Origin of the sequence: Streptomyces humicola, assembly GCF_024436035.1 — a bacterium.
In the GTDB taxonomy this organism is placed as follows: domain Bacteria; phylum Actinomycetota; class Actinomycetes; order Streptomycetales; family Streptomycetaceae; genus Streptantibioticus_B; species Streptantibioticus_B humicola.
Genome location: NZ_JANFNG010000038.1, coordinates 18,796 through 36,817 on the forward strand (window position 1 = coordinate 18,796; position 18,022 = coordinate 36,817).

19 protein-coding genes and 1 pseudogene are annotated in these 18,022 nt (G+C 71.0%); 10 read left to right on the top strand and 10 right to left on the bottom strand.

Features of this window, described 5'->3' with window-relative positions; all coding sequences use genetic code 11:
- Positions 1-47: 47 nt before the first annotated feature.
- From NGB36_RS29615 to mshD, 3 genes are all read right to left on the bottom strand, one after another.
- Positions 48-1,100 (bottom strand): CHAD domain-containing protein, encoded by a 1,053-nt coding sequence (locus NGB36_RS29615; protein ID WP_255923659.1) that lies wholly within the window; start codon positions 1,098-1,100, stop codon positions 48-50.
- The gene (locus NGB36_RS29620) at positions 1,081-3,252 is read right to left on the bottom strand and encodes an RNA degradosome polyphosphate kinase (protein ID WP_255923705.1); all 2,172 of its coding nucleotides are present in this window, start codon (positions 3,250-3,252) and stop codon (positions 1,081-1,083) included. Before NGB36_RS29620 ends, NGB36_RS29615 begins: the two co-directional genes overlap by 20 nt.
- Before the next feature lie 496 nt (positions 3,253-3,748).
- Positions 3,749-4,678: a mycothiol synthase gene (gene mshD / locus NGB36_RS29625; RefSeq protein ID WP_255923660.1), complete on the bottom strand. Its 930-nt coding sequence runs from the start codon at positions 4,676-4,678 to the stop codon at positions 3,749-3,751.
- Between the two features lie 313 nt (positions 4,679-4,991).
- On the opposite strand from mshD, the gene NGB36_RS29630 reads away from it, so the two are divergent.
- The 5 genes from NGB36_RS29630 to NGB36_RS29650 all read left to right on the top strand — a co-directional run bounded on the left by NGB36_RS29630 (position 4,992) and on the right by NGB36_RS29650 (position 8,339).
- Positions 4,992-5,129: a hypothetical protein gene (locus tag NGB36_RS29630; RefSeq protein ID WP_255923661.1), complete on the top strand. Its 138-nt coding sequence runs from the start codon at positions 4,992-4,994 to the stop codon at positions 5,127-5,129.
- 77 nt (positions 5,130-5,206) lie between these two features.
- The gene (locus NGB36_RS29635) at positions 5,207-7,168 is read left to right on the top strand and encodes an ABC transporter ATP-binding protein (protein ID WP_255923662.1); all 1,962 of its coding nucleotides are present in this window, start codon (positions 5,207-5,209) and stop codon (positions 7,166-7,168) included.
- A gap of 195 nt (positions 7,169-7,363) precedes the next feature.
- Positions 7,364-7,510 (top strand): hypothetical protein, encoded by a 147-nt coding sequence (locus tag NGB36_RS29640; RefSeq protein ID WP_255923663.1) that lies wholly within the window; start codon positions 7,364-7,366, stop codon positions 7,508-7,510.
- A gap of 222 nt (positions 7,511-7,732) precedes the next feature.
- Entirely contained in the window at positions 7,733-8,092 is a 360-nt protein-coding gene (locus NGB36_RS29645; RefSeq protein ID WP_255923664.1) for a hypothetical protein, read from the top strand.
- A gap of 34 nt (positions 8,093-8,126) precedes the next feature.
- Positions 8,127-8,339 (top strand): hypothetical protein, encoded by a 213-nt coding sequence (locus NGB36_RS29650; protein WP_255923665.1) that lies wholly within the window; start codon positions 8,127-8,129, stop codon positions 8,337-8,339.
- 9 nt (positions 8,340-8,348) lie between these two features.
- Here the strand turns inward: NGB36_RS29650 and NGB36_RS29655 are convergent, their stop codons facing one another.
- Positions 8,349-8,756, bottom strand: a complete 408-nt coding sequence (locus tag NGB36_RS29655; RefSeq protein WP_255923666.1) for a class I SAM-dependent methyltransferase — start codon at positions 8,754-8,756, stop codon at positions 8,349-8,351.
- Here NGB36_RS29655 and NGB36_RS29660 point away from each other — a divergent pair.
- Positions 8,683-8,905: pseudogene (locus NGB36_RS29660) on the top strand (DUF3626 domain-containing protein); the annotation flags it as partial. The gene NGB36_RS29655 and the pseudogene NGB36_RS29660 overlap by 74 nt on opposite strands.
- 177 nt (positions 8,906-9,082) lie before the next feature.
- Here the strand turns inward: NGB36_RS29660 and NGB36_RS29665 are convergent.
- The 6 genes from NGB36_RS29665 to NGB36_RS29690 form a co-directional block, all read right to left on the bottom strand.
- On the bottom strand, positions 9,083-10,492 hold the full coding sequence (locus tag NGB36_RS29665; RefSeq protein ID WP_255923667.1) for a sensor histidine kinase: 1,410 nt from the start codon (positions 10,490-10,492) through the stop codon (positions 9,083-9,085).
- Positions 10,489-11,229, bottom strand: a complete 741-nt coding sequence (locus NGB36_RS29670) for a response regulator transcription factor (RefSeq protein ID WP_255923668.1) — start codon at positions 11,227-11,229, stop codon at positions 10,489-10,491. Before NGB36_RS29670 ends, NGB36_RS29665 begins: the two co-directional genes overlap by 4 nt.
- A gap of 104 nt (positions 11,230-11,333) precedes the next feature.
- Positions 11,334-11,600, bottom strand: coding sequence for a hypothetical protein (locus tag NGB36_RS29675; protein WP_255923669.1), 267 nt, complete (start codon positions 11,598-11,600; stop codon positions 11,334-11,336).
- 41 nt (positions 11,601-11,641) lie between these two features.
- Positions 11,642-12,712: a S1C family serine protease gene (locus tag NGB36_RS29680; RefSeq protein WP_255923670.1), complete on the bottom strand. Its 1,071-nt coding sequence runs from the start codon at positions 12,710-12,712 to the stop codon at positions 11,642-11,644.
- A 147-nt stretch (positions 12,713-12,859) separates the two neighbouring features.
- The gene (locus NGB36_RS29685; protein WP_255923671.1) at positions 12,860-13,882 is read right to left on the bottom strand and encodes a LacI family DNA-binding transcriptional regulator; all 1,023 of its coding nucleotides are present in this window, start codon (positions 13,880-13,882) and stop codon (positions 12,860-12,862) included.
- A gap of 10 nt (positions 13,883-13,892) precedes the next feature.
- Positions 13,893-14,729, bottom strand: coding sequence for a winged helix-turn-helix domain-containing protein (locus NGB36_RS29690; RefSeq protein ID WP_255923672.1), 837 nt, complete (start codon positions 14,727-14,729; stop codon positions 13,893-13,895).
- Positions 14,730-14,918: 189 nt separating this feature from the next.
- Here NGB36_RS29690 and NGB36_RS29695 point away from each other — a divergent pair, with 189 nt between their 5' ends.
- From NGB36_RS29695 to NGB36_RS29710, 4 genes are all read left to right on the top strand, one after another.
- Positions 14,919-15,812, top strand: a complete 894-nt coding sequence (locus tag NGB36_RS29695; protein WP_372509562.1) for an alpha/beta hydrolase family protein — start codon at positions 14,919-14,921, stop codon at positions 15,810-15,812.
- Positions 15,813-15,900: 88 nt separating this feature from the next.
- Complete coding sequence (locus tag NGB36_RS29700; RefSeq protein WP_255923674.1) at positions 15,901-16,191, top strand: MoaD/ThiS family protein; 291 nt, start codon at positions 15,901-15,903, stop codon at positions 16,189-16,191.
- Positions 16,192-16,198: 7 nt separating this feature from the next.
- The gene (locus tag NGB36_RS29705; RefSeq protein WP_372509563.1) at positions 16,199-17,008 is read left to right on the top strand and encodes a hypothetical protein; all 810 of its coding nucleotides are present in this window, start codon (positions 16,199-16,201) and stop codon (positions 17,006-17,008) included.
- Between the two features lie 87 nt (positions 17,009-17,095).
- Complete coding sequence (locus tag NGB36_RS29710; protein ID WP_255923675.1) at positions 17,096-17,851, top strand: LmeA family phospholipid-binding protein; 756 nt, start codon at positions 17,096-17,098, stop codon at positions 17,849-17,851.
- Positions 17,852-18,022 lie beyond the last annotated feature (171 nt).

Here is an 18,022-nt window from a genome sequence, read left to right on the forward strand (position 1 = left end):
TCTCCTTACGCTCCTTACGGCTTCCTATGACTTCCCATGGCGTCGGCTCACGGCGCCGTCGCCGGCGCAGGCGCGGGGACCATCCCCTGCCACATGTGGCTGAACGCGTACCGCGCCGCCTCGACCTCCGATCGCTGGTCGGTGTGGAGCACGCCCAGCGCATACGCGGTCGCCGGCGTGATCCGGGGGGTCCGCGCCGCGCCCGCCACGGCGGCGGCGGCATCGGCCGCCTCCCGGTGCCGATCGAGGGCGCGTGCCGCGCCGTGCAGCCGTGCGGCGTTCGGTGACCCGGCGGGCGGCGGGGCGGCGCCGTCCAGAACCTCCAGCGCATAGCGGCTGAGCCGCACCAGCGCCCGGGTGCGGTGCCAGGGCGCGTCCTGCGCCTCGTCGGCACCGGCGTCGGCCGGCGACTCGGCGAGCACGGTGCGCAGCGCGTACCCGTTGTACGGGCGGGCGGCCACCGCCAGCGGGAGCGCCTGGGCCGCCTCCACGAGCCGCCGGTGCGCGGCCTCGGCGAGCGGCGTCAGCACCCGCGGGGCGGGCGCCGCAGCCGCCGTGGTGAGGGGCAGCTCGGAGACGAGCAGCGCGACGGAGTCGGCGACGGCGTGGAAGCGCGAGGAACCGAACGCCTGCAGCGTGGAGGAGTGCGCCCGGGTCCGCACCAGCGTCAACTGCCGCTCCAGCAGCGCCCCGGCGCGCGCCGCGCCGACCGCCATCGTGGAGCGCGCCTGGCCCCCGCCCTCATCGGAGGTGAGGCGGGCGAGCGCCGAGCGCAGCCGCGCCAGGTGCACCGCGCACTGCTGCTCGCGCGACAACGTGGCGTTGAGCCAACCCAGTTCGCCGCGCAGCCGCTCCGCCCACACCGCCTCGACGAGCGGCTCGTACGTATGCAGGGCCGCGCTGATCCGCCGCGCCGAGCCGCGCATCAGCTGCACCGCGGAGGCCTCGTCCTCCTCGCCCAGCCGCAGCGCGCGCAGGAACTCGCCTGCGTGCGCTCCCAGGTATGCGGCGAGCACCTCGCCACCGGTCCGGTCGGCGGAGGGCAGGTGCGCTCCCGGGGCAGTCGGTGCGAGCGGGCTGTCAGGGTGTCGCTGGGCCACGCCGGCGCCTCCGCGCGTCGATGAGCATTTCCTGTACGTTCCGCAGCGGGCGGCCCTCGGCGTCGGTGCTGTGCCGGGTCCAGTTGCCGTCCGGGCCGAGATGCCAGGACGAGGTCTCGTCGGAAACCCCGATCTCCACCAGGCGGTTGAGCGCCGCGCGGTGCGCGGCATCGGTGACCCGGACGATCGCCTCGATGCGGCGGTCCAGGTTACGGTGCATCATATCCGCGCTGCCGATCCACACTTCGGGCCCGCCGCCGTTGCCGAAGACGAAGATCCGCGAGTGCTCCAGGAACCGGCCGAGGATGCTGCGCACCCGGATGTTCTCCGACAGGCCTGCCACACCGGGCCGCAGCGCGCAGATGCCGCGCACCCAGATGTCGACCGGCACACCGGCCATCGCCGCCCGGTACAGCGCGTCGATGATCGCCTCGTCGACCATCGAGTTGACCTTGATGCGGATGAACGCGGGTTGCCCGGCGCGGTGGTACTCGATCTCCCTGTTGATGCGGGAGATCAGACCGTCGCGCAGGGAGCGCGGTGCGACGAGCAGACGGCGGTAGGACTCGCGGCGCGAGTAGCCGGAGAGCCGGTTGAACAGGTCCGACAGGTCCGCGCCGACCTGCGGGTCGGAGGTCAGAAGCCCCAGGTCCTCGTACAGCCGCGCGGTCTTGGGGTGGTAGTTCCCGGTGCCCACGTGCGAGTAGCGGCGCAGCGTGTCGCCCTCCTGCCGTACGACCAGCGACAGTTTGGAGTGGGTCTTGAGCCCGACCAGCCCGTACACGACGTGGCAGCCCGATTCCTCCAGTTTGCGTGCCCACTTGATGTTCGCCTGCTCGTCGAAGCGCGCCTTGATCTCGACGAGCACCAGCACCTGTTTGCCCGACTCCGCCGCGTCTATCAGGGCGTCGACGATCGGCGAGTCGCCCGTCTCGCTACCAGAGGTGCGGTAGAGCGTCTGCTTGATCGCGAGCACGTCGGGGTCGGCTGCGGCCTGTTCGAGGAACGCCTGGACGGAGGTGGAGAAGCTGTCGTAGGGGTGGTGGAGCAGCACGTCGCGTTCGCGCAGCGCGGCGAAGATGTCGGGCGGCGTGGCCGACTCGACCTCGGCGAGATCGCGGTGCGTGCCCGCGACGAACTTCGGGTACTTCAGATCCGGCCGGTCCAGCCCGGCGATGCCGAAGAGCCCGGTCAGGTCGAGCGGCCCGGGCAGCGGGTAGACCTCGGCGTCCGAGACCTTCAGCTCGCGCACGAGCAGGTCGAGGACGTACGGGTCGATCGACTCCTCGACCTCGAGCCGCACCGGCGGGCCGAAGCGGCGGCGCATCAGCTCCTTCTCCAGCGCCTGCAGGAGGTTCTCGGCGTCGTCCTCCTCGACCTCGAGATCCTCGTTGCGGGTGACGCGGAACGTGTGGTGGGCGAGCACGTCCATGCCCGGGAAGAGCTCTTCGAGGTGGGCGGCGATCACGTCCTCGAGGGGCACGTAGCGCTGCGGCCCGGCTTCGAGGAAGCGGGAGAGCAGCGGCGGGACCTTGACGCGGGCGAAGTGCTGGTGGCCGCTGACGGGGTTGCGCACGACGACCGCGAGATTGAGCGAGAGCCCCGAGATGTACGGGAAGGGGTGCGCTGGGTCGACCGCGAGCGGGGTCAGTACCGGGTAGATGCGCTGGCGGAAGAGGGTGAACAGGCGGGACTGCTCCTTCTCCGTCAGCTCGTTCCAGCGGATGACATCGATGCCCTCGGCGGCGAGTGCGGGGGCGACGTCGTTCTGGAAGCAGGCGGCGTGCCGGGCCATGAGCTCCCGCGACCGGCTCCAGATCAGGTCGAGCACCTCGCGTGGCTGCAGTCCGGAGGCGGAGCGGGTGGCGACGCCGGTGGCGATGCGGCGCTTGAGGCCGGCGACGCGCACCATGAAGAACTCGTCCAGGTTGCCGGCGAAGATCGCCAGGAAATTGGCGCGTTCGAGGAGCGGGGTGGCCGGGTCCTCGGCGAGTTCGAGCACCCGTTCGTTGAACGCGAGCCAGCTGCGTTCCCGGTCGAGGAAGCGGCCCTGCGGCAGCTCCTCGGCGGCCTCGGCGATGATCACGTCCTCGCTGACCTCGTCGGCGTCGGAGTCGAGGTCCGGCACCGCGAGGGGGCGGTGGGGGCCCATGCCGCCGCCGAGGCCGCCCACGCCTGCGACACCGCCGGCGGGCCGCGGGGTGACGGGCACCGCGGGTGGCGCGCCGGTGTCGGCGCTCGCGAGGTCCGCGGTGTCGGCGGTGTCGGAGGTGTCGGAGGCGTGGGCGGTGTTCACCGCATCCGCAGCGCGAGCTGCTTCGCTCAGGGCACGATCCGTAGTACGCATGGTGGCGCCGTCCTCCTCGAAACCGGGGGCGTCATTCCCATTGTCCCGTGTCGCGGAGGGAAACGGCAGGTCGGAGGTGGTCCGGCGAGGGCCTGCCACTGCTCGGAGGTGGTCGTGGCCACGATGGTCCCGGCGGTCCCGGTGGTCTCGCGGGGTCGGCACAGCGGGCTGCATTCACCGATGCTCGCAAGCAAGTTTGAATCACGGGTAACGAGCACATGGCGCACAGGAAAGCGCGGCACGTCCCGCGGGAGGACTCCTGGGGTACCGGGTACCGGGTACCGGGCGCCGGGCGTCGACGTCAGAGCTCGGTGCGGTACATGAGGTCGACCTCGTGGACGGTGAAGCCGAGCCGCTCGTACACCGTCACCGCCGCGGTGTTGTCGGCGTCCACATAGAGCATCGCCGTGGGCATGCCCCGGTCGTACGCCAGATGGCGCAGGCCGATCAGCGTCAGCGCCCTGCCCAGCCCCGAGCCCTGCTCCGACGGGTGCACGCCGAGGACGTACACCTCGCCGAGCTCCTCGGCGGCATGGACCTTCGTCCAGTGGAAACCGACGACCTCCGGCCCCCTGAGAGCGAGAAAGAAACCGTCCGGGTCGAACCAGGGCTGCGCGATGCGGTCATCCAGGTCACGCTGGGTGAGCGAGCCCTGCTCGGGGTGGTGGGCGAAGGCGGCGGCGTTCACCGCGAGCCAGGAGGCGTCGTCCTGCCCGGGCACGAACGTACGGACGGTGACGCCCGCCGGGAGAGCGGGCTCGGCGAGTGGCGGATCGCCCGGCAACGGCCGCCGCATCTGCCGCAGCTCCCGGAAGAGCGCGAGCCCCAGCTGCGCCGCCAGATGCCGTGCGGCGGGGTGGCCGCCGTGCGCCCACACGCGCAGCCGCTTGTCCGACGCGTCCAGCAGCGCATGCCCGAGTGTGCGGCCGTGGCCACGCCCCCGGTGCCGCGGGTGTACGACGAGCTCCGCCGCCGGCGCCTCCACCGGATCGACGTCCTCCAACTGCGCGTACCCGACCAGCTCTTCACCTGCGTAGAGCACCAGGTGCCGCACCCCGGGCCGCCGCCCTCCGCGCAGATTGAGCCGCCCCTGCTCCGACACCGCCGCCTGCCCGTCGGCGGCCGCGGCCTGCCCGATGAGATCGTTCAAGACCTGCGCGATCCCGGCCGGCACGTCGTCGAAAGTCTCGATCCGCCGCGGTCCGGGGGGAAGCTGTACGGGGTCGGTCATGACTACGAGTTTAACGATCCCAGGGCTAACGAGCGGCGGGTGGGGGCGCGTTGGACCGTGCGAAACGTGTGAGAGGGGCCGACTCGGCACGGATGGAGGGGAAACGTTTATGCCGTAAGAAATGAATAAGGAATTTGAGGCGGACGTCATTTCTGAGAAATGGAATCACCGTAATCTCATGCGCCTCTCATTGGTTTCCGCGTCCGCGGCCGGTGCCGCCGGGTAACGTTTTGTGCGTCGCGACAGAAAAGGCCAAGTGCCGAAAGGCCGAGCGCCGAATAATCGAAACCTTGTCCATCCGAAGGAGATCGCCGTGATCGTCCGTAAGATCGCCCGCTTCGTCCCCGCCACCGACCGCCGGGTCGTCTCCCGTCAAGGTGAGGGCTTCGGCCGGGGTGAGGGCCGCGGACGCAGGGTCATCATCCGCCGTCACCGTCGCCACCACGGCTGAGCCTGCTTGACGGCAACGCACTGCGGGCCCACGGCGCGATGCCGTGGGCCCTTTTCTCTGTCGCCGCGGGAGCACCGATGAACGCCTACGAAGACCAACGGACCGTCGAACTGCGCCGCGTAGACGCACCCGGCGCACCCGGCGCACCCGGCGAGTACGACGGGTACGCCGACGCCACGATCGAACTGCGCGCGGTGCCCGCGGCCGTCGAGCCCGGCACGCTCGCCGCACCCGTCGAAGCCGCCGCACCCGCCGCCGGAGATGCTGCGGCCGCTCCGGCCCCCGCCGTCCGCCTCTCGGCACGTGAAGCATTCGGCCGCTTCTGGCCGTTGACCAAGGGCGACCGGCCGCGGCTGGCCCTGGTCTGCCTGTGCATCGTGCTCGGCGTGCTCGGCGAGACCGCCGCGATCCTCCTGTTCGGCGAGATCACCGACACCGCGCTGCGCGCCGGTTCCGTCTCCGCGTTCTGGCGCCCGGCGGAGCAGTGGATCGCGCTCACCGTCGTCGGCGCGATCACCGGGTACCTCGGCAACTGGCTCGCGGCATGGACCGCCGAGCGCTTCGTGATGCGCCTGCGCGCCCGTGTCTTCAGCCACGTCCAGGAGCTGCCGCCCGACTTCTTCGGCCGCCACCGCCTCGGCGACCTCGTCGAGCGGCTCACCGGCGACATCGACGCGATCGAGCAGATGGTCGTCTCGGGCGTCGTCGGTGCCGTCTCGGCCGTCTTCAGCGTGCTCTTCTTCTCCGCGGCCGCCATCTGGATGCGCTGGGACCTGGCCGTCGCCACCTTCGCGCTCGCCCCGCTCTTCTGGCTGGCCGCCCGTCGCTTCTCCGGCCGCATCAAGACCGTCTCGCGGCAGGAGCGTGCCTCGGACGGCGCGATCACCTCGATCGTCGAGGAGTCGCTCAGCAACGTGCTGCTCACCCAGGCCTACAACCGCAAGAGCGCGGAGGAGCAGCGGCTGGCGCGCGAGGCCCGTACATGGATGCGCGCCTCCGTCACCGGCGCCCGGCTGAGCGAGCTTTACCAGCAGATCGTGGTGGTCGTCGAGACGGTGTGCGTGCTGGCCGTCATCGGCCTGGGCGCGTGGGAGATCTCCGCGCACCGGATGACGCTCGGCGAGCTGCTCGCCTTCGCCGCGTTCATGGGCTACCTGTACCCGCCGATCCAGTCCCTCGGCCACCTCGGCCTGACGTTCACGGCGGCGACGGCCGGCGCCGAGCGGCTGGTGGAGATCCTCGACGCACAGCCCGCGGTCAGCGACCCGGCTCCCGGAGCGGGCCCGGTACCGGAACGGGCCCATGGACACGTCGAGTTCAATGCCGTCGGCTTCCGCTACCCGGGAGCCGAGGCCGACGCCCTGCGCGGTGTGTCCTTCGCCGCGCGCCCCGGAGAGTTGGTGATCGTCACGGGGGCGAGCGGAGCGGGCAAGTCCACGGTCTCCAAGCTGCTCCTGCGCTTCTACGACCCGGACGCGGGCGGTGTCACGCTGGACGGCCACGACCTGTCCCGGCTCCCCCTCGCCTTCGTCCGTGAACAGATCACCCTGCTCCCGCAACAGACCCTGATCCTCCACGACACGATCGCCGCGAACATCGCCTGCGGACGGCCGGGCGCGACGCGGCACGAGATCGTCGGCGCCGCCCGCGCCGCCGACGCCCACGACTTCATCGCGGCCCTCCCGGACGGTTACGACACGCGCATCGACGCGCACACCGCCCACCTCTCCGGCGGCCAGCTCCAACGCATCGCCATCGCGCGCGCGATGCTGCGCCAAGCGCCCGTCCTGGTCCTCGACGAACCCACGACCGGCCTCGACGCCCTCGCCGCACGCCGCGTGATCGAACCGCTGCGCCGCCTGATGTCCGGCCGCACGACGATCATGATCACCCACGACCTCAACCTCGCGCCGGATGCCGACCGCATCCTCGTCCTCGACCGGGGCCACCTCGTTGAGACGGGCACGCACGCGGAGCTGCTGGCGTGGGGCGGCGCGTACGCGCGGTTGCACGCCTCACAGAACGGCGGGCGCGGCTGAACGCGGCTGAATTCTTATCCGTCCCCTACTGCTCGCGGTTCCCGCGATTCAATGAGAACTGAAATCAGGTTAATCTCAGCCGCAATTCACTGAAATCGGCCACCGAGGACCGGAAATGCGGTTAATGTTTTTCCTGTCGAAGCCGGAAAGGCGGAGACAGGGAAATACTCGAAGCCTTCAAATGAGGAGAACACCATGGCCATCCGCACCATCACCCGCATCGTCCCCGTCGCCGGCCGCCACGTCGTTGCCGCCGACGACAAGCGCCCGATGTCCTTCCGCCGGAGCGAGGGCCGTGGCCGCCGGGTCGTCGTCCGCCACCGTCGCTACGACGCTCGCTGAGCGCGAACAGTCGGCTGACCCCCCAACCCGAGGCGGGGCCCGCGGCATTGCGCCGCGGGCCCCGCCTCGTTGCTCCGCCTCGGCCTGACCGAGGTCGCCCAGTCATGGAGCTCGGGAAGCCGAGAGGGAGGGGCACGGTGCTGTGACGCAACCGGGGCTACCACCGTCCACTGGTCGGTAGGCTTCCCATGAGGCGAACCGAACAGGTAAGGCAGGCACGCCATGAGCACACCACAGGTACCGTCCGGGCAACCTGGCGAGCTGATTCCCCGGCCCCAGCGCACTCCAGACGCCCTGCGCCTCGCGCTGGCCCGCATCGCCCCGCATCGCCTCGGCGAAATGGACCGGCAGAAAGACGAGGCGTTCGCACTCGCGGCACAGCACGACACCCTGGCCCCCATCCACCAGTGGCTTTCCGTCTGGGCGGGCGAGGTGGAGATCGAGCGCCGCCCGGACCTCTCGCAGCGCCGCCGCCACGCCGAGCAGGCATGCCAGACACTCGACCGGGACGATCCGTCCTGGCGGGCGGCCATGGACGAAGTGCTCGCGGTAGTGAACGAGGCCCGGCGGGCGGCCGCGTGACCTCGGCTGGGAGTACGACCCGAGCGAGCAGCACGTGATCGGGGACGCCCCGCCTGCCCTGGTCGCCGAGGTGGAAAAGCGGGCGGATGAGCTGGTTCGCGCCGCCGAGGCCTTGCACATCGAGGGCACTGCCTACTCCGGCTACTCGCCGAACGGTGGGACGGCACTCGTTCCGGGCGGCATGTTCGAATACCAGGTCATTCCTCGGCACGAGCGGGTGTACATCCTTCAAATGACAGCCTGGTAGGCCGAGTCCTCAACCTAGGCGCCTCACGCAGTTCCGTGCCCAGGCCTGGACCCAGTTGAGGTCGCGGTGGAACGGGCCGTGGCGCTCACGTTCGTTGTCGAGGCGGATGTCGACGACCTCGAAGTCCGCGCGGGTGAGCAGGGCGCGAGCGGTGGCGACTTGAAGCAGGGTGGCCATCGACCACACCCCGGCGATGCTCGCGTCGCCGAAGCGCAGCGCGCGCACGTCCATCTCCTCGAAGCGGAGCCCGGGGTGGAGTGCGCGCGCACGCGCGATGAAGCTCGCCGTCAGGTCGATCCCGACAACGTCGAGCCCCGCGCGCCGCGAGCCGAGGCGCGGCCCACGGCCGGTCGGCGCGGCACCGCGGTTCGGGTCCGCGCACTTCCGGTTGACTGCAGAGACGTTGACGCGGACCACGTTCTGCTACCCGGACAGCTCCACCGGACCGTCGGATTTCGGTGTCGCGGCCCGCATGCGGCTGGTCGATCGCCCAGGGCGACGGCCGGGACGCCCTCGACGATTACGTCGAGGCGCAGGTGCACAGGCCGGTCCGACTGGACCGCGATGCGCATCGTCATGGAGCCGACCGACTTCGAGTACGGCGAGCGGCAAGTACACCGCCGAGGATCCTGCCGGTCACCAGTGGACGTTCTCGGAGACGCTCGCGGACGCCGCCCCCGAGGAGTGGGGCGGGATGTCCGTCACGGCCGGCTGACGTGCGTCAGTCGCGACGTACGTCAGCCTTACTCGTCGGATTCCGGCGGAGCCGTGGGGGTGCCCGGGAGGTTGACCACCGCAGTCGTGCCGCCGCCCGGAGCCGGGTGGAGTGCGACGGCGCCGCCCGCCTGCTGGATGGTTCGTGCGACGATGGACAGGCCGAGGCCGGAGCCGGGCAGGCTACGGGCGGACGGGGAGCGCCAGAAGCGCTCGAAGACGTGCGGGAGGTCCTCGGCGGGAATGCCGGGGCCGTGGTCGCGCACGGTCAGTTCGCCGCCCGCCAGGTGCACCTCGATGCTCCCGCCCGGCGGGCTGAACTTCACCGCGTTGTCGAGCAAGTTGACGACGGCGCGTTCGAGCGAGGCCGGCTCGGCCTCGACGTACCAGGGGGAGAGCTCCGCGGCGATCTTCAGGTCGGGGCCGCGCAACCGGGCGCGCTTCAAAGCGTGTTCGATCACGTCGTGCAGGCCCACGGTCTGGACCGGGCCGCTGCCGGGTAGGGCGTCGGGGCGCGAGAGTTCCTGCAAGTCGCCAATGAGCAGGGCGAGCTCCGACATCTGCGCCTTGACGGACGCCATCAGCGCCCTGCGGTCCTCGGGCGGCAGCGGACGTCCCGTCTCCTCGCTGCGGCTGAGCAGCTCGATGTTGGTGCGCAGTGAGGTGAGCGGGGTGCGCAGCTCGTGCCCCGCGTCGGCGATCAGCTGCTGCTGGCGCTCGCGCGAGGAGGCGAGGGCCGCGGTCATGGAGTTGAACGAGGCCGACAGGCGCGCGATCTCGTCTTCACCCTCGACGGGGATGCGGACCTCCAGGTCCTCGGTGCGCGCGATGTGTTCGACGGCGTCGGTGAGCCGGTCGACGGGCTTGAGCCCGGCGCGGGCGATGCCGAGGCCGGCCGTGGTGGCGCCGACGACTCCTATCCCGGCGACGATGAACAGGACGACGGCAAGGGCGTCGAGGGGACGCTCGACGGCGTTGAGTGGGGCGGCGATGGACAGTGCGGCGCCGGGCACGAGCCCGCTGGGCAGACGCAAGGGTTGGGTGACCACCCGCGCGTTTGCGCCGTTCGAGAGGGTGGTGTCGCGTTCAGTCTCCTGCCGCTGACCTGTGGCTACGGCGATGTCGCTGCTGGTGACACGGAAGGTCACCGCATCAGGGTCCGGGTCTTTGCAGACGGTGCCATCGGACCGGACGATCTGGACCGCATACTCACTGGGGCGGAGTGGGATCCCAGACTGGGGGTTGCACAGAGCCTCGACGAGCGTGCCACTGACGTGCTGGCCCTCCTTCAGCTGCGAATCGAACTGCGCAAGCACTTCTTCCCGGGTGACCAGCCACGACGTAATGGCGACGATCGCCACCGCCACCGCCACCGCGACGCCCGTCAGCAGCGCCAGGCGCGAGCGCAGCGGCAACGAGCGGAAGCGCCACCGTCTCACTGCTTGCCCTCCGCGGCGCGGAGCACGTAGCCGACGCCCCGAACCGTGTGGACGAGGCGCGGCATGCCGCCCGCCTCGGTCTTGCGGCGCAGGTACATCACGTACACATCGAGGGAGTTGGAGCTCGGCTCGAAGTCGAAGCCCCAGACCGCCTTCAGGATCTGTTCGCGGGTGAGCACCTGGCGCGGATGGGCCATGAACAGTTCGAGCAGCGTGTATTCGGTGCGCGTGAGCTCGATGAGGTTGCCCGCGCGCGTCACCTCCCGGGTTGCGGGGTCCATGCGCAGGTCGGCGAAGGTGAGCGCGGCACTGGTGCCCTGGTCGGCGGCGGCGGCTGCCGCCGCGTACGAGCTGCGGCGCAGCAGGGCGCGCAGTCGCGCGAGCAGCTCGTCGAGCTCGAAGGGTTTGACGAGGTAGTCGTCGGCGCCGGCGTCGAGGCCGGTGACGCGGTCGCCGACCGTGTCGCGGGCGGTGAGCATGAGGATGGGCGTGGTCACGCCACTCGCGCGCAGCCGGCGGGCGGTGGTCAGTCCGTCCATGCGCGGCATGAGCACGTCGAGAACGATCGCGTCGGGGTGACAGGCCTCGACCTGTTCGATCGCGGCGAGGCCGTCCGCGGCCAGCTCGGTCTCGTACCCCTCGAAGGCGAGGCTGCGGCGGATCGCCTCGCGTACCGCGGGTTCGTCGTCCACGACCAGGATCCGGGACGGCTGTTCGCCGCTCTCGGCGGGGCTCATCGCGTTGCTACCTCGTGCCTTGTGTGTGTGATCGGGGTGTGTGTGATCCGGGGGCTGATTCGGAGGGTACGGCAACGGGCGTCTGGGGTGCCCCATGCCGACGGCTAGGGGCGCGTTGCCGCCGCGCGGCGACGCCCCGCCCGCTTGGCGGCGGTACGCCCACGGGGACGCGCGGTGCCGGGACCGGCCAGCTCCGCGGGGCGTGACGCCTGGGGGAGCGTGAGCACGAGGTCCAGGTCGGCGGGGCCGGTGCGGTTCGTACGGTGCTCCCAACGGCTCACCTTGGTGACGACGGCGTTGAGGGCACGCCGGGCGCGGTGGGCCGAGACGGTGAGTGTGCTGGGTGACGCGGTGAGTGACGGTGTGGCCATGAGGGGCTCCTTCGTCCCGGTTTCGACCCGGTTCGTCCCGGTCAGGTGTTGCTGCCGTTCTCCAGGCTGTTCAGGTCGGCCTTGGCGGTGTTGATCGGGATGGCGAAGCCGAGCCCGACACTGCCGGCGTTGCTGGAGCCGGAGGAGTAGCTGCTGGAATTGGGCGAGTACATCGCGGAGTTGATGCCGATCACCTGGCCGGCCGTGTTGATCAGGGCGCCGCCGGAGTTGCCGGGGTTGAGCGAGGCGTCGGTCTGGATCGCCTTGTACGTGGTGGTGTTGCCGCCGACCTGGCCGTTGTACTGACCGCCACCGAAGGAGAACGGCCACTGGTTGCCGCTGCGACCGCCGTAGCCGCCGCCACTGTTGCCCGTCTCCACGGGGACCGTCACGTCACGGCCCAGCGCGGAGACGACGCCGCTGGTGACCGTGCCCGCGAGGCCGTCGGGCGAGCCGATCGCCACGACCTGGTCGCCGACCGCGACGGCGTCGGAGTTGCCGAGCGCGGCGGGCTTGAGGCCGCTGACGCCCTCGGCCTTGACCACCGCGAGGTCCTTGGTGCTGTCGGTGCCGACGACCTTCGCGTTCGCGGTGTTGCCGTTGCTGAACGTGATCTTGATGGTGTCGGCGCCCGCGATCACGTGGTTGTTGGTGAGGATGGTGCCGTCGGAGGAGAGGATCACGCCGGAGCCGATCGACTCGTCGCTGGCGGAGTCCGCAGTGATCTCGACGATGCTGGGGGAGACCGCGGCGGCCACCGCTGCGATGCTGCCGCCGGACTTCGATGAGGTCGGGGTGACGACGGCGGAGGTGTCGGTCGAGGTGGTGTGCGTCGAGTTCGCTATGAGCGCCGCCGTGCCGCCGCCTATCAGGCCGGAGACGATGGCGACCGCGGCGAGCAGCGCAACGGGCTTGCGTGCCTTGGCCGGACGCTCCGGCGCGCCGAGGGGCTGCGCCTGGGCCGACGGGTGGGCCCACGGGTCCTGCGCCGGACGTTGCGGCTGGGTCGCCCACGGGTCCGCGTACGGCTGGTGGGGCTGCTGAGGCTGGTGAGGCTGGTGAGGCCCTCCGGGCTGCTGCGAGCCGCTGCTGGGGTAGTTGCTGTCCGTCATGGCACTGACTCTGATCGCCGATCATGAGAGCTGTCTGAGTGGTGGCTGAGAAGCCCAAGAGAAGTAGGTATGCCCGAAATAAGGGCGCAGTGGCACGTGTGCGCCCAGGGGCCTGGCCGCCCCGGGTGTCCCCGGCACCGCATACGTCTACGCGCAACCGCACGAGCGGCGTACGACGAGCCGGGACGGGAACTGTCGCAGCCGTTCGCGGCGTGAACCCGCCACTCGCAGGCCGTCGTCGAGGACGAGATCGATGGCGGCGCGCGCCATCGCCTGACGGTCGGAGGCGACCGTCGTCAACGGCGGGTCGGTAAGCGCCGCTTCCTTTACGTCGTCGAAGCCGGCGACGGCGAGCTCGGTCGGCACGTCGATGCGCAGTTCGCGCGCGGCACGCAGCAGGCCGATCGCCTGGTCGTCGGTGGAGCAGAAGACGGCCGGCGGCCTGTCGGGGCGCGAGAGCAGGTTCAGGCCGACCTGGTAGGCGTCGTAGCGGTTGTACGCGGCCTGGAAGAGCCGTCCGTCGGTGGGGCGTTTGGCCTCCCGCATGGCCCGTCGCCAGCCCTCGACATGGTTGGTGATCGGGTCGCCGACCGTCGGGGTCTCCTCGGTGCCGCCGATGCAGGCCACATACGGGTGCCCGTGCTCCAGCAGATGGCGCACGGCGAGGTGCGCGCCGCCGATGTCGTCCGTCACGACGGCGACGTCGTCGATCGCCTCGGGCCGTTCGTGGAGCAGCACGACGCGGGCATCCCACGCGTCGATCTCTATCGCCGCACGTTCGCTCGGGCCCTGGCAGATCAGGATCAGCCCCGAGACGCGCATGCCGAGGAACGCGCGCAGATAGTGCACCTCGCGGTCGTCGAGGTAGTCGGAGTTGCCGACCAGCACCATCTTCCCGCGCTCGGACGCGGCCTGTTCCACGGCGTGCGCCATCTCCGCGAAGAACGGCTGGCGCGCGTCGGGCACTATCAGGCCGATGAGATCCGTGCGGCGGCTGGCCATCGCCTGGGCCACCCGGTCCGGGCGATAGCCGAGCTGCTTGATCGCTGCGAGCACGCGATCGCGCGTGGCCGGTGCGACCGGCCGGGGTCCGTTGTTGATGACGTAGCTGACGACTGCGGTCGAGGTCCCCGCAAGCCTGGCCACATCGTCACGCGTCACCTTGGGCACGGGGAGAAGTCTACGCGGGTGTACCACTGTCCTTACCGTCTGTGCGCACGGTACGGGCGCCGGCGACAGCGGTCGCCTCCGCGTGGTCCTCGGCACGGGTGTGAGCCTCGGCGGCGGCCTGCTTCTCCCGCGCCTGCTTCTCCCGCGCCTTCGCCTCCTCGGCGGCGCGCTCGACCTTCTCGGGGACGACGAAGCGGTATCCGACGTTGCGCACCGTTCCGATCAGGGACTCGTGCTCGGGTCCGAGCTTCGCGCGCAGCCGCCGCACGTGGACGTCTACCGTGCGGGTGCCGCCGAAGTAGTCGTAACCCCAGACCTCCTGCAGCAGTTGGGCGCGGGTGAAGACCCGGCCGGGGTGCTGCGCGAGATACTTGAGCAGCTCGAACTCCTTGAAGGTCAGGTCCAGGACCCGGCCCTTGAGCTTCGCGCTGTAGGTCGCCTCGTCGACCGACAGGTCGCCGGTGCGGATCTCCAGGGGGCTGTCGTCGGTGCCGATCTGCTGGCGCCCCATGGCAAGGCGCAGTCGCGCCTCGACCTCGGCCGGTCCCGCGGTGTCGAGGAGGACGTCGTCGATGCCCCAGTCGGCGGTGACGGCGGCGAGCCCGCCCTCGGTGACGACGAGCACCAGTGGGCAGCCGGGCCCCGTCGACCGCAGCAGCTGGCACAGGCTGCGGACCTGCGGCAGGTCGCGGCGGCCGTCGATGAGGATGACGTCCGCGCCGGGGGTGTCCACGAGCGCCGGCCCCTCGGCGGGGGCCACGCGCACGCTGTGGAGCAGGAGGCCGAGCGCGGGCAGGACCTCGGTGGAGGGCTGGAGGGCGTTGGTCAGCAGGAGAAGTGAGCTCACCGGTCGCTCCCGTCGTCGGTGGTCCGGTCGTTTTGTACGCGATCCACGGGTTGTTTATCGCGGCATCTGTCTCGATTGTCCGGCTTGTTCATCGCGAACCCTCCTCGGTCCCCGCGAGGACGCCCAGAAAGCAGGAAAGGACCCGGGGGCGGCACTGCCCGGATCCTCTTTCGAAGGAGAATAGCCGACATGGGCGCCGAGGGTGAGTGCGAGATTCAACCAGCGGGTGTTTTGTCGATCACTCCGGGTGGTGAATCCGGTAGTAAAAACGACATCCGAAGGAGATCGTCGCGTCACGTGCTGTTGACCGAGGACGGGGTCGGGATCGAGGCCGAGCACCTCGCGTTCCGGGACGGAAACGGGGGCTCCGGGGGCTCCTGCGACACCGCGATAGTGGTGGCCCACGGCTTCACCGGAGCGTTGGACCGGCCCGCGGTGCGACGGGCGGCGCAGGAATTCGCGCACTTCGCAGGGGTGATCACGTTCTCCTTCCGGGGACACGGCGGGTCGGGCGGGCGCTCGACCGTCGGCGACCGGGAGATCCTCGACCTGGACGCGGCGGTGCGGTGGGCCCGGGAAATCGGCTACGGGCGCGTGGTCACCGTGGGTTTCTCGATGGGCGGCTCGGTGGTGGTCCGCCATGCGGCGGCTCGTGGCGGCGTTCAGGAGCGCGGGGGGCGCACGGATGCGTGGGTGGGAGCACGGACGGATGCCGTCGTTGCCGTGAGCGCTCCTGCCCGCTGGTACTACCGCGGCACCGCGCCGATGCGGCGCCTGCACTGGATCGTCACGCAGCCGGTCGGGCGCGCGGTCTCGCGGTACGGTCTCAGGACGCGGATCCACCCGGAGAAGTGGAACCCGGTGCCGCTCTCGCCGGTCGAGTCGGCTCCTCTGATCGCGCCCACGCCACTGCTGATCGTCCACGGGGACCGTGACGCGTACTTCCCCCTCGACCACCCGCTGTCGCTGGCGCGCGCCGCGGGGGAGACGGCGGAGCTGTGGATCGAGCGGGGCTTCGGTCATGCGGAGAACGCGGCGGAACCGGAGCTCCTGCGGCGTATCGCCGCGTGGATCGTCCCGTGACCCCTCAGGCCGCCACCGGGCGCGCCGCGCGACGGGCGGGGTGCGTCATCATGGACGGCGGCAGTGGACCGTGACGTGAGGAGCCGCCATGGCCGCAACCGATGCGGTAGATGTGCCCGTCGCCATAGGCACCATCCGGTACTGGGCTGCGGCGAAAGCGGCCGCCGGAACGGCGGAGGAGCCGTACCGGGCGGTGACGCTCGCCGACGCGCTGGCCGCGGCGCGTGAGCGCCACGCCGGGCGGCCGGAGTTCGCACGCGTCCTCGCGAACTGCTCCTTCCTCGTCGACGGTGACCCCGTCGGCACACGCGACCACGCACGGGTCCGGCTGGCCGCCGGCGGCACCGTAGAGGTACTGCCGCCCTTCGCCGGAGGGTGAGCGCGACATGACGACCGACGCGACCGAGCGGACTGCAGTGACGACAACCTCAGCCGATGCGCCCGTCCGCCGGACGGGCTCGCCGATCATCCCGCCCGGGATCCAGCCCGCGCTGCTCACCGCCGTGCTCGCCGCGCTGACGGCGGCGACGGCGTCGCTCGCGCGGCCCGCGCTCGCCGTCGCCGTCGTGCTGCTCCAGGCCGTCACCGCGGCCGGCTGGTTCCGCCTGAACGGGATGTGGCCCGCGCGCCAGGGCATCGCGCTCGCCTTCCTCGCCGGCCTCGTCACCGATGTGGCGTTGCTCACCACTCCCGGCGACCGGGCGCCGACCGTCATGGTGGGCACGCTCGGCGTGTGGGTGGTGCTCGTCCTCGTCCAGCAGATGCGCCATCACGGCAGCGCGGACGAGCGGCTCGCGAGCCTGACCGCGACCGCCGCATCCACGGTGCTCACCGTGCTCGCCGCCGGATACCTGGCGGTGGCCGGTACGGCAGCGGGCGGCACGCCCGTGGTGGTGGGCGCGGTCGCGGTCGCCGTTGCGGCGGTGGTCCGTGCCGTGCCCTTCCCGCCGGTGGTCTCGGCGGTCGTCGCGCTGCTCGCGGCGGCGGGCAGCGGCATGGTCACGGGACGGATGACGGGCACGGGCACCGACGGCGTGCTGCTCGCCGCGGCGGCCGGGTGCTGCGCGCTGATCGGCCTGCGGGTCGCCAGCTACGACTTCCCCTCGCGCTTCGTCCACTTCACCGCCGGGGTCGCGCTTCCCCTGACGGCGGCGGCTCCCGCCATGTATCTGCTCGGCCGCATCCTCGTCGGCTGACCGGGTCCCCGAGCGGCTCACCGTTCATTAACCGGTTCTTTCACCCGAACGGGGTACCCTCGCGCCTCGGACGGGATGCCAGACCAGATGACCGACCAACCGGGAAGAGGACGGATGCGGCGCGGGATACGCATACTGCTGATACTTGTCGTAGTGCTAGGCGGGCTCTTCGTGGCCGCCGACCGGCTCGCGGTGTCGTACGCGGAGTCGCAGGCGGCGGACAAGATCCAGAGCGCGAAGGGGCTCACGGACAGGCCGAGCGTGTCCATCAAGGGCTTCCCGTTCCTGACGCAGGTCGTCGCGCGTGACCTGAACGAGGTCACGGTGACCGTCGACAACGTCACGGCCTCCACCGGCGGTGTCTCCACCGACGGCTCGGATCCGCTGCACGTCGCCCGCTTCACGGCCGACCTGCACAACGTCCGCATCAACGGCAACTTCTCCAGCGCCGTCGCCGACACGGCCACCGGCACCGCGCTCATCCCGTACTCCGAGGTGACCAAGCTCGCCGCCGGCCAGCTGTCCGGCGCCGTCTCGAACGTCGCCGTCGGCTACGGAGGCACCACCTCCTCCGGGCAGGGCCAGGTCAAGATCTCCGGCTCGGTGCAGGTCCCGTTCCTGGGCAGCCAGCAGGTCAGCGGGGAGGCCCCGGTCGACATCAGGAACGGGAACTCGCTGGCGCTCTCGCTGCCGTACGGGGTGGGACGGCTGATCGGCGGGCAGACCGGCATGTCGTGGCCGCTGACCGGCCTGCCCAGCGGGATCACGCTGAGCGGCGTGCAGGCCACGCCGCAGGGGCTCCAGGTGTCGCTCAGCGGGAACAACGTCCAGCTGACCGGCTGAGCCGGCGTCCGGGCGTCCGGCCGGTGAGACGGATTGTCCGTCCATCAGTCGGAGCAGCGATGCCAATGGGGTGACCCCGGCTTCCGGCGTGCTGCGACGCGGCTGAGGTCCCGCCATACGGACGATCGCGTCTCGAATGGCGACACACCGGTGACACTCGGGCCGCTGCTT

What these genes read in the sequence shown, in the direction of transcription:
- NGB36_RS29670 (WP_255923668.1), bottom strand. Translation starts at nt 11,229, where the DNA reads ATGAGCCCCGCCGAGAGCGGCGAACAGCCGTCCCGGATCCTGGTCGTG.
- NGB36_RS29635 (WP_255923662.1), top strand. Translation starts at nt 5,207, where the DNA reads ATGAACGCCTACGAAGACCAACGGACCGTCGAACTGCGCCGCGTAGAC.
- NGB36_RS29700 (WP_255923674.1), top strand. Translation starts at nt 15,901, where the DNA reads ATGGCCGCAACCGATGCGGTAGATGTGCCCGTCGCCATAGGCACCATC.
- NGB36_RS29695 (WP_372509562.1), top strand. Translation starts at nt 14,919, where the DNA reads ATGGGCGCCGAGGGTGAGTGCGAGATTCAACCAGCGGGTGTTTTGTCG.
- mshD (WP_255923660.1), bottom strand. Translation starts at nt 4,678, where the DNA reads ATGACCGACCCCGTACAGCTTCCCCCCGGACCGCGGCGGATCGAGACT.
- NGB36_RS29710 (WP_255923675.1), top strand. Translation starts at nt 17,096, where the DNA reads ATGACCGACCAACCGGGAAGAGGACGGATGCGGCGCGGGATACGCATA.
- NGB36_RS29640 (WP_255923663.1), top strand. Translation starts at nt 7,364, where the DNA reads ATGGCCATCCGCACCATCACCCGCATCGTCCCCGTCGCCGGCCGCCAC.
- NGB36_RS29705 (WP_372509563.1), top strand. Translation starts at nt 16,199, where the DNA reads ATGACGACCGACGCGACCGAGCGGACTGCAGTGACGACAACCTCAGCC.
- NGB36_RS29645 (WP_255923664.1), top strand. Translation starts at nt 7,733, where the DNA reads ATGAGCACACCACAGGTACCGTCCGGGCAACCTGGCGAGCTGATTCCC.
- NGB36_RS29675 (WP_255923669.1), bottom strand. Translation starts at nt 11,600, where the DNA reads ATGGCCACACCGTCACTCACCGCGTCACCCAGCACACTCACCGTCTCG.
- NGB36_RS29680 (WP_255923670.1), bottom strand. Translation starts at nt 12,712, where the DNA reads ATGACGGACAGCAACTACCCCAGCAGCGGCTCGCAGCAGCCCGGAGGG.
- NGB36_RS29620 (WP_255923705.1), bottom strand. Translation starts at nt 3,252, where the DNA reads ATGGGCCCCCACCGCCCCCTCGCGGTGCCGGACCTCGACTCCGACGCC.